The sequence below is a fragment of the Bacillus mycoides genome, assembly GCF_001757995.1.
Taxonomy (GTDB): domain Bacteria; phylum Bacillota; class Bacilli; order Bacillales; family Bacillaceae_G; genus Bacillus_A; species Bacillus_A mycoides_B.
The window spans coordinates 1-17,527 of record NZ_LXLV01000034.1 but is presented as its reverse complement, the minus strand read 5'-3'; the positions used below and the strand labels follow the sequence as shown (position 1 = coordinate 17,527).

General features: G+C 32.6%; 15 protein-coding genes and 1 pseudogene. 5 read left to right on the top strand and 11 right to left on the bottom strand.

The window, feature by feature from the left end; all coding sequences use genetic code 11:
- Positions 1–340: 340 nt before the first annotated feature.
- The 5 genes from BWGOE10_RS12990 to BWGOE10_RS12970 all read right to left on the bottom strand — a co-directional run bounded on the left by BWGOE10_RS12990 (position 341) and on the right by BWGOE10_RS12970 (position 4,654).
- Entirely contained in the window at positions 341–1,456 is a 1,116-nt protein-coding gene (locus BWGOE10_RS12990; RefSeq protein ID WP_070143080.1) for an NAD(P)/FAD-dependent oxidoreductase, read from the bottom strand.
- 126 nt (positions 1,457–1,582) lie between these two features.
- Positions 1,583–2,236 (bottom strand): YdeI/OmpD-associated family protein, encoded by a 654-nt coding sequence (locus BWGOE10_RS12985; RefSeq protein ID WP_070143074.1) that lies wholly within the window; start codon positions 2,234–2,236, stop codon positions 1,583–1,585.
- A gap of 161 nt (positions 2,237–2,397) precedes the next feature.
- Entirely contained in the window at positions 2,398–3,165 is a 768-nt protein-coding gene (locus BWGOE10_RS12980) for an arylamine N-acetyltransferase family protein (RefSeq protein ID WP_070143072.1), read from the bottom strand.
- A gap of 184 nt (positions 3,166–3,349) precedes the next feature.
- Positions 3,350–3,718, bottom strand: a complete 369-nt coding sequence (locus tag BWGOE10_RS12975) for a DUF4180 domain-containing protein (protein WP_070143070.1) — start codon at positions 3,716–3,718, stop codon at positions 3,350–3,352.
- A 258-nt stretch (positions 3,719–3,976) separates the two neighbouring features.
- Entirely contained in the window at positions 3,977–4,654 is a 678-nt protein-coding gene (locus BWGOE10_RS12970; protein ID WP_070143068.1) for an HAD family hydrolase, read from the bottom strand.
- 654 nt (positions 4,655–5,308) lie between these two features.
- Here BWGOE10_RS12970 and BWGOE10_RS12965 point away from each other — a divergent pair.
- Together BWGOE10_RS12965 and BWGOE10_RS12960 are read left to right on the top strand one after the other, a co-directional pair.
- Complete coding sequence (locus BWGOE10_RS12965) at positions 5,309–5,974, top strand: response regulator transcription factor (protein ID WP_070143066.1); 666 nt, start codon at positions 5,309–5,311, stop codon at positions 5,972–5,974.
- On the top strand, positions 5,967–7,442 hold the full coding sequence (locus tag BWGOE10_RS12960) for a sensor histidine kinase (protein ID WP_070143064.1): 1,476 nt from the start codon (positions 5,967–5,969) through the stop codon (positions 7,440–7,442). The genes BWGOE10_RS12965 and BWGOE10_RS12960 overlap by 8 nt, the downstream gene beginning before the upstream one ends.
- Positions 7,443–7,686: 244 nt before the next feature.
- On the opposite strand, the gene BWGOE10_RS12955 is transcribed toward BWGOE10_RS12960, so the two are convergent.
- From BWGOE10_RS12955 to BWGOE10_RS12945, 3 genes are all read right to left on the bottom strand, one after another.
- Positions 7,687–9,225: a thiol-activated cytolysin family protein gene (locus BWGOE10_RS12955; protein ID WP_070143062.1), complete on the bottom strand. Its 1,539-nt coding sequence runs from the start codon at positions 9,223–9,225 to the stop codon at positions 7,687–7,689.
- Positions 9,226–9,550: 325 nt separating this feature from the next.
- Entirely contained in the window at positions 9,551–9,868 is a 318-nt protein-coding gene (locus tag BWGOE10_RS32885) for a hypothetical protein (protein ID WP_070143060.1), read from the bottom strand.
- Positions 9,869–10,072: 204 nt separating this feature from the next.
- On the bottom strand, positions 10,073–11,365 hold the full coding sequence (locus BWGOE10_RS12945) for a hypothetical protein (protein ID WP_070143078.1): 1,293 nt from the start codon (positions 11,363–11,365) through the stop codon (positions 10,073–10,075).
- Between the two features lie 471 nt (positions 11,366–11,836).
- On the opposite strand from BWGOE10_RS12945, the gene bla reads away from it, so the two are divergent.
- Together bla and BWGOE10_RS12935 are read left to right on the top strand one after the other, a co-directional pair.
- Positions 11,837–12,769, top strand: coding sequence for a class A beta-lactamase (gene bla, locus BWGOE10_RS12940; protein WP_070143058.1), 933 nt, complete (start codon positions 11,837–11,839; stop codon positions 12,767–12,769).
- Positions 12,770–13,084: 315 nt separating this feature from the next.
- Positions 13,085–13,267: a hypothetical protein gene (locus BWGOE10_RS12935; protein ID WP_002172101.1), complete on the top strand. Its 183-nt coding sequence runs from the start codon at positions 13,085–13,087 to the stop codon at positions 13,265–13,267.
- A gap of 295 nt (positions 13,268–13,562) precedes the next feature.
- Here BWGOE10_RS12935 and BWGOE10_RS12930 read toward each other — a convergent pair whose 3' ends face one another.
- Complete coding sequence (locus BWGOE10_RS12930; protein WP_070143056.1) at positions 13,563–14,240, bottom strand: ABC transporter ATP-binding protein; 678 nt, start codon at positions 14,238–14,240, stop codon at positions 13,563–13,565.
- 11 nt (positions 14,241–14,251) lie between these two features.
- Positions 14,252–15,682, bottom strand: a complete 1,431-nt coding sequence (locus BWGOE10_RS12925) for an ABC transporter permease (protein ID WP_070143054.1) — start codon at positions 15,680–15,682, stop codon at positions 14,252–14,254.
- A gap of 531 nt (positions 15,683–16,213) precedes the next feature.
- Between BWGOE10_RS12925 and BWGOE10_RS12920 the strand changes: the two are divergent.
- Positions 16,214–16,679, top strand: a pseudogene (locus tag BWGOE10_RS12920) (GNAT family N-acetyltransferase).
- Positions 16,680–16,956: 277 nt separating this feature from the next.
- Here the strand turns inward: BWGOE10_RS12920 and BWGOE10_RS12915 are convergent.
- Positions 16,957–17,145 carry a hypothetical protein gene (locus BWGOE10_RS12915; protein WP_070143076.1) on the bottom strand — a complete coding sequence of 63 codons (189 nt, stop codon included), beginning with the start codon at positions 17,143–17,145 and terminating at the stop codon, positions 16,957–16,959.
- Between the last annotated feature and the right edge of the window lie 382 nt (positions 17,146–17,527).

The following is a 17,527-nucleotide window of genomic DNA, read 5'->3' as shown; positions in this document are numbered from 1 at the left end:
CTACAGCGAAACGGACGAAAATCCCACAGATATGAGAAAAAAACAGTCTTTGATATTTTGGGTGTTGTGTATGAGTATACCACTTCTGCTCATCAAGTAGCATAGCGAAAAATTTGAAACCCGTCAGGGTTTATTTGATGTGCCTACTTTCATGATATCTATAAAAAATAATAAAAGACTCGTGAAAAGACAACATTTTGTATGGAAATATACCTTAAGTTGATGGATGTGGGGTGGTACCCCTTGTTTAAAAGAACTCCTACCTCTCAAAATACTTAGTTACGCCCAAATAACATAACAAAAAGATTAGGAAATCACTCCTAATCTTTTTTGTTTGTTACTATTCCATTGCCCCAGCAACATCATAATCATTTAAATCTAATTCAATCGGTTGTCCTAATGCCAGTTTAGCAAGTTGAGATCCTAAGTATGGTCCCGCAGTTAAACCCGAAGCACCTAATCCGTTTGCAACGAGAATACCTTCAAATTTAGGTAGTGGTCCAATAACAGGTAAGAACCCTGGTGTAAACGGTCTAAAGCCAACTCTTGTTTCAACCATTGTACCATCTTCTAAACCAGGCGCTACTGTTAACGCTTTATGGAATACTTCATGTAAACCACCAGCTGTTACACGGTGATCGAAACCAGTATCATTCTCATGCGTTGCACCAATTACCACATGGCCATTGTCAAATGTTAAAATATATTGATCGTTCGGCGGCATAACAACTGGCATATTTTCTGTTGCTGTATTTTCCATTTGTAAATGAACAATTTGTCCTTTTTGGAACGTAACTAAGAAATTAATTCCTAATGGGTTCAAGATTTCGTTTGCCCATGCGCCTGCAGTTACCATTACCTTTTCCGCTACAATTGTTTCGTCGTTTACTTTAACTCCCGTAATATGATTCCCTTCACGGACTAATACTGCATCACCTTTTATGAAAGTGGCACCATGTTTTTTCGCAGCGCTTATTAATGCGTTGCGTAATAATCTTCCATTTACTCGTGCAGCGCCACTAATATGAACAGAACTATATTCTTCCGATAATGCTGGGAATAATTTTTTCGTTTCTTCAGCTGATAAGCGAGTGATTTCACCAATCTCCGGTGCATCTTCACGGCGTTTATACGCTCTCTCTTCCATTTGATCTAACTTTTTTTCGTCAGTATGTAAACTAATTGCACCTACACGGTTGTAACCTGTATCCGTTTCACCGTCTTCTTCTAATTGCTGAATTAACGAAGAATAGTAACGTGCACCGCCTTTAACGATTTTATACCATGCTTTATTACGACGCTGTGAAAGCCACGGACAGACAATACCTGCTGCTGCGTCAGTTGCTTGACCTAACTCTTGACGATCTACAATAGTAACCTTCGCACCAGCCTTAGCAAGATGATAAGCAGTAGATGCTCCTAAAATTCCAGCTCCAACTACAATATACGATTTCATTTCAAACACCTTTTCTCTTTTGCTAATTATTTAAATATAAGAACATACTTTAGTATACTGAAAGGAATCCTTTTTTCAATGTGTTCAACGTAATTAATTGTTGCATCATTGTGACGTTCCTAATCGTTATTTTTTCTTCTTACGGAATAATTCAATTGTTTTATAGCCTTGTGAAAGGATTTCAATCATTTTCTCAAGACGTTTTTCACGTGTTTTTTCTTGTTTAACAGAAAATAAATTACGAGCCCAATCTTTTTGATATCCAGGTGTTAAACTTTGATAAAACTTAAGTTCATTCGGATGATTAGCTAATAATGCTTCAACATCTTGAATTCGATCTGCATAATCAGCAACACATTGACTCGCAGCAGGCGTTTTCTTTGCTTTTTTCTTTTCACGCTTTAAACCAACAACAGTGAAAACGTCATCCATACTTACCATTCGCGCAAATTTAATATCACTATTTCCTACATATCCATCTTCTCCAACATTTAACGCTGGAAACATTTCATCACGATGAATAAAAGTACTGTAACGAGCATTACCTTTTTTCGGATAAGCAAAAAACACATAACCTTTCTCAAGTAACAGCTCTTCATTTTTAATAATGAAATTTGTATGCTCTACCATCTCATCAAGTGTTTCTACAAAAATAAAAACAGCATCATGCTCTTTAGAAAATGTAGTTGGTTTATCTCCAAATACTTCATAATCGTTTGGTTCGTTAATAACCACCATATTCGTATACTTATTAAGTTTTAATTTATCGATAACTGACATGATAATCTTCCTTTACATTCAATATTCATTTTATATATTTTTTATACTGTTCTAGTGTATTATATCTATTAAGAAAATCAAACTTAAAATTGAGAACGGAATCTACTTGGCTCGCAATAACAAAATAGCCGATTCCAAATAGGAGTCGGCTATTCACTTTTTCATAATTCAATATTAAAAAGTGAATGTAATAGTTCTCTATATTGATTTTCTGTAATTCCAAGCTTACTTTTTTCTCCGTAAATGTTTTCAGTCAAACTAGCATTAGTTAAGGAAACATGACCAGAATCCGTCAACTTTACTGCAATCGGCCCTTTATTGAAAATAGACTTCTCATCTTCTATCACCTTTTTTTGAACCTCATTTACAATTGACTCATCAATAACATGATTATAAAAAGCATGGCAGACTTTCCACTCTTCATCAACATCCATTCTTTCTAAAACATGGTTTCCTTTGCTTGTATCTTTCCGTCTCACACGGTACATACCATTACTAGAAGAAACCGGTTGCCCAGAAAACGGAACTGGAACAAGAGGTACCAACGAAGCAATCCCTACATCAATTAAATAAGTTTCATTATCAAAATTTATAATAATAGTAATATGTCCGTCCTCAAGTGCCCATGCATTAATATCATTTTTATAAACTGTTCCTAATGCTAGCTGGGCATTAAAACCATACTCTTTTAAAAAATAGTAGAAAAGAGTATTTAATTCATAACAAAGCCCGCCGCGCGAACTTGCTAATATTTTCTTCTGTAAGTTCTCTTTTGAAATTTCATTTGTATTACCTGATATAACATCTAAATTCTCAAACGGTATTGTATGCGCAAATGCAAAGAGTATTGTACTTAATTCTTCAAATTTTCCTTCAGTACGTTTTTCAAGGTTCAATCTTGTAAGAAGTTGATATTGTAAACTTGTCATATTCAGCACCCCTTAAAAATTATAAGTTAAAATAATATATGCTGATTGTAAATTTTATGAGGTACTGTATCCATGCACATTTACAATCACTGTACCGGTACAAATTCCAAAAAACATCTTTGTATCAGAATACAAATAAGAGGAACTATAACGGATGCCTCTTTCGAAATACACTTTATGTCATTTACTTCAATGAGCTTAACTTTTCAATTGCTTGTTGTTCAGTTGCTAAATAAAAAATATCATTACCTTTATTACATTCAAAAATAAAGTCTTTTAAGCTTTTACTAGTGTACATAGAGAAATCTCCAACGATAGCAATCTTTACTCTGTAATTTATAAACTTTTGAAGAATATCACCCGCAAGACGTGTTTTTAAGTCAAAGAAACTTTCACTTATTAATGATTTATGGACAATAATACGCTTTGAATCTACTTCATATTGAACTGTCGCCAAAAGATCTAATGCAGATTGAACATCAGATATTACTAACGTATCATTTCTTACGACAGCAATATTTATTTCGCCGGTTACTATTTTCTCTAATTCCATAGTCTCACTCCTCTATAATTTACACATCATGTAGTAAACATGCTTTGCAGCTCTTCATATTGATCATGGGTCAAAATTCCCTCTATACCATTTAGCCATCACTTGAGTGATTTGAGTGATACGTATTACATCATGAAAATGGATTCTTTTATCTTAACTACAAATATAAATATAGTTTTATACTTCTCATACGGTCAATGAAATTAAGGGTAATCTATATTTTAAATATTTTTGAAAATTCATCTCTCCAAATTGTTTTTACTTGTTATAAAAATATTGTGGAGTGACATAACTTAACAAACTATCCAAGGTATTAATCTCGGCATATGGTTTTATTTCGCTAGTATTCGTGATCATATGAGGGTTAAACCATATGCCCTTTATATTTACATTTTGACAACCAGCAATATCCTTTTCTAAGTCATCTCCAACAAATAGTACATCTTCTGATTGTACATTTAGCTTATTTAATGCTAATTCAAATATGCGTTTGTCAGGTTTACTAAATCCCGCTTCTTCAGAAATAATGATTGTATCAAAATAACGATTCAAATTCGTGTTAATTATTTTTGCTTTTTGCCTTTGAGTTGAGCCATTTGTTATAATTCCAACTTTAATATGTGACTTTATAGTATTTATGATATTAATAGTATTTTGGTTTATAGAAAAACATTTAGGAAAATTATTATTCCAAAAATCTTGGATGTAATTGCGTGGCAATCTATATTTCGGTGGGAATTCATCAAACAATGATTCCAAAACTATAGTTTTATTACTAATGCCGTATTCCCTTTTATCGTATTCTTTGAATTTCTGTAACATATTGTTTTTAGCTGTATCACTAACATCCTCATAACACTTTTCTAAAATAATTAAAAACAATTTATCTACTGCCTTATCCCTATCAAGTAAGGTATCATCTAAATCAAATAGCATTGCTTTATAACCCCTCAAATAACCTCACAGCCTTTCTCGCATTATATAAATAATCCCTAGTTCGTACCTTTAAACTTTTGGTTTACCAAGAGAGTTGTTATTTAGATGAGAATAACGATCCAACAGAGAAATGGATTAATTTTTACCTTCCCGGAGGATAATTTCTAACCCTGGAATCCAATTGTTTTTCTCTATATCAATTTGATGCTCAACCACTTTGAATGTATTCCAAGTTCCTTCCTCTTCATTACAATGTAGCCATCGCCGGATAAACTAGATAAAAAAACTCCAAAGTTTGTGACGCACGCTCCAGAATTCCGGTAGCTTCTTTTATATTGAAATTCATTTCCTTTTCTCCTTCTAGTAAAAAAGCGAAGGTATATTTTCATATAGTTTAAGAAATCACATCCAATTTACATTATTATACATTAGTTTTTCGTAAATATTAACCGTTCCTTTTTTTATATAATGAGTATTTTTACAAGCATACAATTATTTATCCATATAGAAGTAATGTGGCTATTAATACTTATTAGCTAATAACACATAACCTTGAACGTGTAGCTAACACAATAAATGTCTTGTGAAGTCTCCTAATGAATCTCCACATAAACTACAGATAGTACGGCTATAATGACTACCAGAGGTGATATTATGAAAAACTATCATATTCTCGTGGTAGAAGACGATCAAGAAATTCAGGAATTAATTAAACAATTTTTAATGACACAACAGTATACAGTGGTAGTCGCATCAGATGGATTAGAGGGTATGACACAATTTAATAAGCAATCCTTTGATTTAATTCTTCTAGATGTAATGATGCCCAATCTTAATGGATTTGAAGTATCCAAGATGATTCGAAGTCAGTCAAACGTACCAATTATTATGCTAACTGCATTGGAAGAAGAGGAAGATCAAATGAAAGGGTTTGATCTTGGAATCGATGATTATATAACAAAACCCTTTTCGTTTCATGTTTTGATTAGACGAGTCGAAGCCGTACTGAGAAGAAGTTATGATAAAAATGTAAATAATCATTTGGTTTTTAAAGAAGTGCGTGTCGATGTTGATGCATATAAAGTATATGTAAATGAAGTTGAAATTTTATTAACGACAAAAGAGTTTGAAATTCTACAACTACTATTTCAAAACGAGAGAAAAGTACTCACTAGAGAAAATATCGTAGAAAAAGTTTGGGGATACGATTATTTTGGCGAAACACGAATAATTGATACACACATTAAAAACCTACGTAAAAAATTAGCTATCCCTTACATTAAAACAATAAAGGGTATTGGTTATAAAATTGATGAGTAGCATTGTAAAAATTATGAAGATGAAGCAAATTACTTATAAACTCTTTATGACTACCTCTCTCATTTTGTTATCCTTTGCAGTATTGATTTATTTAACTTTATACTTCTTTCTCCCTACGTTTTATGAGCAATACAAAACAGATCAACTTCAAACAGGGATAAAAGAAATCATTGATAAGTCTAAAGATCTTACGTTTCAAGATGCGATACCACTTTTTGATGAATACGCAAAAAAAAATAATGCGATGCTTTCGCTTCAAAATAAAGAGGGAATAATTATTTACTCTCCTTCATTTTCTTTTATTCAAAGTGGTTCGCAAACAACAGTAGTTACTAGAGCGACACGGTTCGAGAATGCAGGTACCCTTAGCAATTCATATAACGTTACTAAACCAATTCAATTCAAAGATGGTAGTTTAACGCTTGTAGTGTTCGCTACATTTCAACCGATTGATGAAGCTTCACAGGTTTTAGTACGCTTTCTTCCCTATATTAGTATCATTGTACTCGTAATTGGTGTAGGGAGTGCTTATTTCTATTCCAGGTTTATTACAAAGCCACTTATTTATATTAATGAAGGTGCACAAAAGATGGCAAATTTAGATTTCTCCGAAAAAATTGAGGTTCGCTCTACAGATGAGTTAGGAGAATTATCTAATAGTTTGAATGACATGTCTATTAACTTACAACAAGCTATGTTTGATTTGAAAAAAGCAAATCATCAATTAAAAAATGATATTGAAAAAGAAAGAGAAATAGAAACAAAACGCAGAGAGTTTTTTGCGATTGTAGCACATGAATTAAAGACCCCTCTAACTGTAATGAAAGGATACTTAGAAGGGATGATATACAATATTGGCCCTTATCAAAATCGTGATCAATATTTAAAGAAAAATCATCAAATTATTGAAAGTATGGAACAATTAGTTCGTGAAATTTTAAGTATGTCGAAATTAGAACAACACACCTTTAAACTAAAGATAGAAGAAGTTAATCTTTCAAAGTTAATAGGTACAATCACAAAAGATCTCGAATTTTTCGCTTCTCAAAAAAGCATCCAAATAATAAAAGAAATTGATTCTGACCTTTCTGTTTATACAGATCGTGTTCTTTTTGAAAAAGCATGTAAAAATATTATCCATAATGCGGTTATGTATTCACCACATAATGAAAAAGTCTATATAAAGTTAAGTGAGGATTCTAAACAAGGTCAAATCAAAATGCAAATTATAAATACAGGTGTCAATATTAAAGAAGAAGATATACAACAAATTTTCAAACCATTTTATCGAATTGAAAAATCAAGAAATCGAAATACTGGAGGAAGTGGTCTAGGCCTATATATTGTTAAACAAATTCTTGAAACGCTAGGTATAAAATATTCTATAAACAATATGGAACATAGTGTACAATTTTGCATGAACATTCCATTATCTAAACAAAAAACAAACAAACTCCCCTCTTTGTAGGACGAGTTTGTTTGTTTTTGTAGTAAGTATAAACTTATTAAGAATCAATTGGCTGGATTTTCGTTTTATGACGTATGCTATTTTCCAAATGGCGACCGTAATAAGTAGCGATAATAATTAAGGCTCCCCCAATCCACTGTATCCAACTTAAATATTCTCCCCCTACTTAAGTTGACTCGCTTATTTGTTGCGTATGATCTATTAAGTAAGAAAAAGCGCCCTGTACAGGGCGCTTCACTTTTATCTAATGACTAATATTAGCAGTTGGGTATAACGTTGTTCCTCCAATTGAAACCTTTATTTCATTTGTTAATGGAACGTTTTGTTCATTAATAATTGTTCTCCACCATTCCCATGCAAGACCAGTACATTCTCTCGCTACGACTTTTACATTTTTTGAATTCGGTGGAAGCGGTATAACGGTAGAGTAATGAGCCGTTTTGTCTTTGCCGCTTCCATCCCATGTTTTATGTGTTAGTACTTCTTTCCCATTTTCATCATATGAGAATTCATCCCAAGATACATCAAATTGAGCAACATATGCACCGTAATGATCAAGCGTCATTTTAGCACTTGAATATTCTGTAGTTGTAGTCTCAATATAATCTGTATTGTTATGAACAGCAGCCGTTGCATTATCTTTTAAGAAAGTGCTTGTATATGAAATTGGGTATGCTGGATTTTTAAGACTTAATTCTGCATTATCTTTAATGATATTGCGTATTTCATTAAAATCTTTTGTAACAACCTTGTTATGCTCTTTCGCATCTCCGCCTAATACTACAGCGGTAAAGGTACTGTCTTCAAAAATATCTTTGTACTGTCCACTCGTTTCGACGCTGTTATTCTTAAGTAAGGCTTTAAAGGCAGCTTGTACATCTTTGCTCTTAGATGTTGTTTCTAATTTCACATAAATTGTTCTGCCATAAGCTACATTTGACACCATAACAGGCGGAGCCGTATTACTTACCCCTTTACGAGTTAACTCATCAAAAGTAACACTATTATCAAAAAGATCTGATGGATTGTTAGGTAGTTCAGCGCTTACGGTATAAAATATCTGCTTATATGCCGCAATCATCACTTTTTTCTCTCCATTTGCAACCGCATTAAAGTCAATGTTTAGCCCGTTATCAAGATATTTAGCGTTAACATTAAGAGCACTTGCGATTTGTGATTTACTATAAACCATAGATTCTGTATACTGCATCCTTGCAGGTAACGTATGTGTTGTTGAATACTTTTCATTCCAAGTAGATACTAAATCGTCTACTGCTCCAGACACATTACCATATGTCGGATTTTGGACAGTTATTGTATTTTCTTTTTTCATGCCAGGTAAGTCTATACTAATATTCAAAGGTTTTCTCTTAGCCACTAATAAACTAGGTTGATTATCTGCAAAAGCTTTATTTGCAAGTTGTACTGCCCCTGGATAAGTACGATTAGCCACAGAATCAATAATCGAAATATCGACCGGTGAAGTTGTAAGTGATTTTTTCTCACGTTCAACTACTACAAATTTACCATTTGAATTGATACTTTCTTTCGGAACAAAACTCTCTACTTTATCACCATTTATTGCTAAAATATCTCTACTATCATACTTTAAATTTGTTATACCAGTATCAATGCCACTAGCATTTTTTGTTGCATCAGCTGAATTACCTGTTTTTGTTTCTGCGAAGGAAATAGATGAATAATTAATAGTGCATAAACTAACTAATAAACATGCTAGGAATTTTATTCTTTTATTACCTTTCTTAATTTTCAGAAAAATCACTCCATTCCCTTTTATATTAAGATATAATAATGAATGCTAATTAATAAACTTACATAAATGCTTTTAAAAGTTCTTGAACTAATGGAATTACTCCACCTAAAAATTTCAAAACTGCCATTGCGATTTCCATACTACTTCCTCCTCTTTGTTGTATTAAGATGTGTTGAATATTTATGTTTTCATTATAATAAGCTTTTACATTTGCATCAATTCGTTTTCATATGCAATGTTGCATATGAAAATACAGCCAGTTCCCCTAGTTTCTGAATCGTATATATTTTAAATCCCTCCCATTAGGGGATGCCTATCAAGTGGAACTAGAAAACTAGGTTTTGTATAACGAAAAAAAACACGCAGTTCCATTCGGATCAGATTTATTAAATGGAATTAACGAATCGTTAGAAATACCTGCGTGACTAATAAAGATATTTTCATTCTCCCAAAATAAAGGAAACTTCATAAACCACTTAATATCACTCTCAATCTTTCTGTTAATTTGATTATGTTGTAGTAAAGTTTTTGCTCTTACTTGACTAAGCCAATTTTTATTGGGAGGATTTAAAAAGTGATCGATTATTTCATACTCATGATTTCCTTTCAAAAAAGTGGAAAGCGATATGGTTACTGACATACTCGTGACCATAATACGAATGGTACCCCTTTAGTTTTTTAAATTGATCTGACACTTCACATAACATAAAAAAACGAGATGCGATTACATCTCGTTTTTTATGCCCTTTATTTTTACCATCCACCTTATGTTACTTAGATCGTGGACAAACTAAAAGCTACAATCAGATATTTGTGATACTTCATTTTTTAATACCGATATTTTTCGAGATACTTTTTAAGCAATATTGGGATTAGCTTTTTTACCAATCCACATACCTAAGCCCACCATGCCAAGCCAACAGCAAATGGATAACATAAACATCAATCGTTGTACGGATAACCCTTCAATTTGCATTTGGCTCTTCCCAACAATTGTTTGGAAAAGTTGTGACCATTCGACATCATAAAACATCCCTACTCCCACAATCACAATCAAAATAAAAAATTGTAAAAATATATTCCCCATATTTCTCCATGTTGTGTAAATGAGTAAAGAAAGTTCTCTATGTGTAGCATTCACCATATATACTTTCATATTATTTTGAGAAGAAATACTATTAATGGCATAGCTCCCAAATGTAACGCTAAGGACTATAAATAGTGGAGAATAAAACCCGAATATCATAATTAAGGTACTTACTAAAAACAAATGGATTGGATTAACTTTCTTAGCAGCTTTGATATCTAAAAATATGGACATCAAAATCCCTAATAGGTATGGTCCAACTACAATGAAAATACAGGTTAACATGTTATAGAAAGTAAGACTATAAAAAATACCCATCAAAAATAAATATCCATTTCCTAATCCAAGTAAAAATGACTCTGCCTTTAATCGAATTGGTAAAGAAGATGAAAGTTTATGAAAGAACTTTCCTTTCAACAAACTCAAAAACATGAAACAAATAAGCGCTATAGAGAGTAGAAAAAAACAGAAAATATATTGTTCATTATTTATGTTACGACTTGTTCGTATCATAAGAATAAGCATTGAGACAAAAAGAAACTTTCCTACTACCGATACGATGGAGATAGGTAGAAAACCTTTGGCTAATTCCGTTCTCGGCATCTTTTTTATAGCAAAAAGGATACTGATTAAACAAATCCCATATATGCATGTTATCAGCGGCGGCGATAGAAAACTAATCGCTAACAATACGATGATCAGTAAAAGAAAAACGATACCAATAATAATCGCTTGTTGATTTTTATTATAAATCTTTCCCCCGCCTTCAACATGTAGAAACAATAATGTACTCGTCATGGTAGAAATTGTACTAACTGTAAAACCAGAAACTAACGCACTTATTTCTAGCCATTTTGAACTCCATCCAAAGAAAGTAACACTAAGTAATGATACTATCAGTATAAAAACAGCCCAATATAAGGAGCGTTGAATTCCAGCCTTATTCACAATAGGTATCCAGATAAACACACCCGTCATATAGGTTGTATAAAACAAGATTGATGGCCAGTATCCCTCAAAGCCTTTCGAAATCTGTAATCCATAAACAATGTAAATAAGCATGGGCGTAAAGATAGTCGTTATTAGTAGACTAAATGTAGTTATACTTTGCACCACAAGTCTTTTTTGTTTTGTCGTATGTATCATATAACACCTCACTTAAAATGAAATCAGTAGTTGTTATTACCTATTCTATCCGAAACGAGGTTGTTATATATGCGCCATCCAATTGATATTCCCGTTACGAGGGAAACTCAATCTAAATCCACATTAAATTAAGTAGAGTTCAAAAAAGGAGGATTTTGTGATTCTTATAAAATTAATGGATATAATCAAAACCTTAATCATAAATGGAACAAATGTGTTACTTAGATTGTCTATTTCGTATAAAAAAGGTGTTCTTGGTAGTTCTCTCATTTTGTAATGCAAGAAATACAAATACAAGAGGAGTGCTATCCTGTACATTTGTTAATTGTATCGGCATGTAATATACCTATACAAAATCCATAAATTCTTGAAAGAGGTTGAAAATGTATGATAGTTTCAAAGAAGTTTTTTCACATTACACATTATAAAAAGATGCTACCTGTAGTATTACTTTCATGTGTAACGCTTATAGGCTGTTCCAATAGTAATATTCAATCCGAACCACCGAAACAAACCAAACAAGAACATATAAGTAATCAATCTTTTGTTAAACTTGAAAAAGAATATGATGCTAAACTTGGTATTTATGCATTGGACACAGGTACGAATCAAACTGTTACTTATCGTTCAGGTGAACGGTTTGCATACGCATCTACCCATAAAGCACTTGCTGTTGGAGCACTGTTACAAAAGAAATCAATAGAAGATTTAGATCAAAGAATTAAGTATACTAGCAAAGATCTTGTGAATTACAATCCAATTACTGAAAAATATGTAGATACAGGTATGACTCTGAAAGAACTTGCGGATGCTTCCATTCGATATAGCGATAATACTGCACAAAATCTTATTCTTAAGCAATTAGGTGGGCCAAGTGAATTCAAAAAATCACTGAGAAAAATAGGCGATACTGTTACAAATCCTGAACGCTTTGAACCAGAATTAAACGAAGTGCAACCAGGAGAAAATCATGATACTAGTACCCCAAAGGCATTAGCTACTAGTCTTCGAACTTACGCGCTAGGTGATATACTTTCAATTGAGAAACGGAACTTTTTAATAGATTTGATGAAAAGAAATACTACGGGGGACAACTTAATTCGTGCTGGAGTTCCAGGAGAATGGGAAGTAGCCGATAAGACTGGCTCTGGGTCTTATGGAACAAGGAATGACATCGCAATCATTTGGCCACCAAATAAGAAGCCAATTGTTCTTGCGATACTTTCTAATCATGCAAAAGAGGATGCGAAATACGATGATAAACTTATTGCAGACGCAACCAAAATAGTGTTAGATGCTTTAAAAGTAACGAATAAATAATAATAGTCATGAATGTAAGCTGCTCCTACTTTACGGTACATATAGTCTGAAAAACATATACGTATCTAAACGCTAAGAAGTATCGTTGAATTTAAATAAACTATTCAATACCAAATAATAAGCATCTCTTGTTAATAGGTTTACTATGTTTTAAATGAGCAAATACTTTAGTATATATAAATTTTAGTTTTTTTGAAATTTAGTATGCAGCACTGGAAAACAGATTAATTCACTATAATTGTCGAATATTCTGTGCTTAGTTATCTCCAGGCTGATATACTATAAACACAATAGTTCTGGAAAGGTGATGATGTTATGTATGAACAACAAAATAATAGGGATAGAGATCAAAAAATGATGTTTTCTATGCAAGGAGTTCCCACAAATAAAGTTAACATGAATCAATTACCTAAATGGATTAGAATTTTCGGCTATTGTGCGTTTGGTTGGATGATAGTATTTAGTTTAATTATGATTGTAGGTTTAATTCTTCAATAACTATACAGATAAACAGTTAAACGGGACAGTATTTAGATCATACATCTAGGTAATGTCCCGTTTTTCATATATAATTCCTCAATGATATAGTTAACCGATCATAACAAAAAGAACCTGTAGAATATTCTACAAGTTCTTTTTCAAATATTGTTAAAAAAGGAACAACAAACTATCTTAACATTCAATACAGGGAGACCATTTTGATTATGGCTTGGTTTTATTGTATATTAAATATTAATATTTGAAGAAATCAATTTCCGAAAATTATGTGAATTTAAAAGTTAGAGTGTTTATATTAGATTTCGTTTACTACCAACTTCTTCTTACTTAAATAAACTGCACGATCTGATTTTTTAGCAACTTCCTGTGAGTGCGTCACAACAATAATGCATTTATTTTCTTTATGTGCAAGTTCTTGAAACAGTTCTATTATATCCATTGCCGTTTCTTCGTCGAGGTTTCCTGTCGGTTCATCCGCAATCAGTAAATCAACATTACAAGATAACGCTCGAGCAATTGCTACACGCTGTTGTTGCCCCCCACTTAGTTGCAGGACATTTCGTTTCGCTTCTACTTCTGTGAGTCCTACTTTCTCTAATAATTCTAATGCCCTTGCCGTTTTATTTTGCATTTTAACACCTGTAATTTCCATTGCTGTTAGGACATTTTGAAGAGCAGTCATATAGGTAATCAAATTATAAGATTGGAAAATTACAGATACATTTTGATTACGGTATCGATCCAAACCAATTTTTCGAATATCCTTGCCATTATACAGTACATAACCATTTTTAGGTATATCCAGCCCACAACCTAAGCTAAGAGTTGTGGTTTTACCAGATCCAGAGGGCCCTAAAATCGTGTAGAAATGCCCTTTTTGAAAAGAAAAATTAACATTATCTAGTATCGTTACTTTTTTCCCGTTACTTTCATAATAATAATCTAAGTTTTTAAATTGTAAAATCGTCTCCATATCGAGCCTCCTTATTCATCTTTTAAAAGAATTTGTTTTGGATTTAAGCGTAGAATAGATAATGCTGGAAGAAGCGTTGCTAATATAGCAATAGCTAGTCCAATCCCCCCCATTTTCCCTACATCTTCTCCTGTTACACTTACATCAATTTTATCAATTGGATCCTCTTTTTGATTTTGTAGAGTGCCACCAGGTCCAGACATCATTACAGTACCGTTTTGTGAGGTGTCTGTTTCTTCGCTTGCTGTAGCAACTTCACTTGAAAGTAAATTATCCCCTATATATTGAGAAACTTTAGCTCCTGTTGTTATAGATAATCCAAATGCTAAAATAGCGATACATACTACTTCTACTACGAACTGCGCTATCAGCTTCCACTTTTTCTCTCCAATCGACAATAGAATCCCCATTTCCTTACGACGTGTTTTAATCGATAACATAATGATTAACCCTAATATAATCGCACCTGCAATTGATACAATATATATAATCACTTGAGACGTAGAAGAGATATTTTCGATAGGACCAATCATTTGTTTGTACAGTGAATCATGTGCATCTAATTTATAATAATTAAAATCAATATCAGATTTTTTTGCTTCTTTTTTAAATACTTCAATGTTTTGTGGATCTTTCAGGAAATACACGACTTGAATGCTACTTATACCTTGATCTACTTCTAATTTTTTCATAGTTGAATGCGGCATATATAGTTTATTAGCTGGATCCATTATAGGAGGGGCCTGTTGACCCATTGCTTGCTCATTTGTTTCGTAAATACCGATAATTTCAACCTCGAGGGTTTCCTTCTTATCCCCTGATTGCACTTTAACTTTGTCTCCTACTTTCAAATTGTTTAATTCCGCTAATCGTTTTTCCATTAAAGCTACATTCTGATTTTTCATCTGTTCTGTAATTGGTTTCCCGTCAATGATTTTACTTTTTCCATTCTTAAAACTTTCTTGTAATGCAGTCTTGCGAACTCCCTCAATCATAAAAGAAGCATTCATATCTATTTCTGTACCGGAGCTTGAGCCGCCTCGTACAGTCGCCATTCCTGCTTTACCTTTTCCTTCGTCTTCTCCTTCTGAAGCTCCTACCAGTTTAAGTCCATCAGAAATTCCGAAAGTATTGGTTATGTAATTATAGTCTTTTACATACTTTGACTTCGCTAATTGATCTGCCTCTTTCGTGTTGAGCTTCGGTGGATTAGGCATCTCTCCAGTTTCCCGAGCTTGTTGACCTAATTTGTCAAAATCAAGACTTAAAGTAACATCTGCACCTAGTTTTTTTCTTGCTGCATCCGCAGCTTTTTTTGATGCATTTTGGATTGTAAATCCTGCCAACACTAAATTTGTAACAATTAGGAAGACTGCCATCAAAATTAATGATGTTCCTACTCTTTTTTTCATACTGAGAATTGCGCGTTTCATAAAATTCATTTTTTCTTACCTCCTTGATAACTTATATTCTATATAGGTTATCTAGAGTCTATATGGAGCTAATCGGTAGTTTATCTAGAGATATAAGGAGTTTATGTGTAGTTATTCAATGACCTGGTCAAGAAAAAATGGAACACAAATTCAAAAACGCAATCGTTTTTGAATTTTGGTAAGGAGGTAGTCCATTTAAGGAACTTTAGATAGAGGTTAAGCTTCATTGAATGATAGCATATAGATCCATGCTTATTATGTAATTTCTATACAACAAATAAAAAGCACCCTATTTGAATGGTTATATGTGTGTTTGTTAAATATGAAAATTCATTAAAGAATATGGAGTTTTATTGAAGTTGGTCGGATTTTATAATAATATTGTGTAAAAAAACCTAACTTATAATTTTATAAGTTAGGCTTTAATGCTATCTATAAGAAAAAGTTATAGAGACTCATAATATTTTATTATTTAACCTATTGTATTTAAACAAGTAAAATACAAGTAACAAGTGCATACATTAAGGAGGTTTTTTGATAGTGACAGAAACTATAACATTTAGGATTGCAACGGTAGATGATTTAGATGAAATTGTAAAAATGCTTGCTGATGATGTTTTAGGAAATAAAAGAGAACGCTATGAAACACCACTCCCTGATAGTTATATAAGAGCATTCCATGCTATTGATTGTGATCCGAATAACGAGTTAATTGTAGCGTGTGATGAGACGGAGATTGTTGGTATTCAACAAATTACATTTATTTACGCCTTATATTGCACGTCAAGGGGGTTGGAGAGCTACAATTGAGGGTGTACGGACAGCCTCATCAAAACGTGGTAAAGGTATAGGAAGTAAACTTATTAAATGGGCTATTCAACGTGCTAAATTAGGGGGGTGTCATTTAGTACAGTTAACAACAGATAAAGAACGACAAGAAGCTTTGCAATTTTATAAGAAATTAGGGTTTAAAGATTCTCATGAAGGATTAAAACTCTTTCTTTAATTGTGGTGTTCGTATAGTTGCTATCTGATCAGACTATAAAGAGACTGATATAATGCCCTTTTTGTAACGTGTTCAAGGAGTGGCGACCAAATATCTTGATAATTATTTATATTGGTTCAGATACTTAGAATAGCGTAAAAAAATGGCTTACAAAGAACGAGTGGATTAACCTTTATTTAGGCAGATTATGCGACTGTTGAGATGTTTAGAAATGCACAAAAAATGCAACTGATATAGTCAGTTGCATAAAATTTAGTTGTTTCATAGTTTCTTTGTATTATGAAACACACTCACATTTCAAGGTGTTTCGATTTACTATGATATATTCACCTGTTGATTTATTCATTACTTGAGACACTTCCTTGGTATGTGTTACCTCAAACCAATCATTTTGTATATCCACCAATAATTTTATTTCCACATCACTTTCTCTATATTTTAACCCACTATAAGATAATTTCGTCATTGTCATCGTGATCATCCCTTTCTTAATGATTAATATGTGTCAAATAGGATTTTTCAATCTCTTTTTATATTACTTATTTCTATTATACTATACATTATTGAAATGTATAAAAGAGCAACGATCTTTACGAAAACAACCTTTAACTGTCCTAAATACTCTATGTTATTGAACATAGACAAAAACAAGATTATATCAACGTTTTACACTATGGGGTAGCACCCCACATCCATCAACTTAAGGATTTAGACTATTTTTAAACTTAAAAGCACGTTACTATTCTCTTATGTTAATGAGAAAGGGTGACGTGCTTTTTATGAATATGCATCAAAAACAAGAGCTGTCTTTATTTGCCGAAGAGTTATATCGATATATGTCTCCCGCT

Coding starts and splice junctions, on each gene's coding strand:
- BWGOE10_RS12990 (WP_070143080.1), bottom strand. CDS start 1,456: ATGAAATCGTATATTGTAGTTGGAGCTGGAATTTTAGGAGCATCTACT.
- BWGOE10_RS12985 (WP_070143074.1), bottom strand. CDS start 2,236: ATGTCAGTTATCGATAAATTAAAACTTAATAAGTATACGAATATGGTG.
- BWGOE10_RS12980 (WP_070143072.1), bottom strand. CDS start 3,165: ATGACAAGTTTACAATATCAACTTCTTACAAGATTGAACCTTGAAAAA.
- BWGOE10_RS12975 (WP_070143070.1), bottom strand. CDS start 3,718: ATGGAATTAGAGAAAATAGTAACCGGCGAAATAAATATTGCTGTCGTA.
- BWGOE10_RS12970 (WP_070143068.1), bottom strand. CDS start 4,654: ATGCTATTTGATTTAGATGATACCTTACTTGATAGGGATAAGGCAGTA.
- BWGOE10_RS12965 (WP_070143066.1), top strand. CDS start 5,309: ATGAAAAACTATCATATTCTCGTGGTAGAAGACGATCAAGAAATTCAG.
- BWGOE10_RS12960 (WP_070143064.1), top strand. CDS start 5,967: ATGAGTAGCATTGTAAAAATTATGAAGATGAAGCAAATTACTTATAAA.
- BWGOE10_RS32885 (WP_070143060.1), bottom strand. CDS start 9,868: ATGGTCACGAGTATGTCAGTAACCATATCGCTTTCCACTTTTTTGAAA.
- BWGOE10_RS12945 (WP_070143078.1), bottom strand. CDS start 11,365: ATGCTTATTTACATTGTTTATGGATTACAGATTTCGAAAGGCTTTGAG.
- bla (WP_070143058.1), top strand. CDS start 11,837: ATGATAGTTTCAAAGAAGTTTTTTCACATTACACATTATAAAAAGATG.
- BWGOE10_RS12935 (WP_002172101.1), top strand. CDS start 13,085: ATGTATGAACAACAAAATAATAGGGATAGAGATCAAAAAATGATGTTT.
- BWGOE10_RS12930 (WP_070143056.1), bottom strand. CDS start 14,240: ATGGAGACGATTTTACAATTTAAAAACTTAGATTATTATTATGAAAGT.
- BWGOE10_RS12925 (WP_070143054.1), bottom strand. CDS start 15,682: ATGAATTTTATGAAACGCGCAATTCTCAGTATGAAAAAAAGAGTAGGA.
- BWGOE10_RS12915 (WP_070143076.1), bottom strand. CDS start 17,145: ATGACGAAATTATCTTATAGTGGGTTAAAATATAGAGAAAGTGATGTG.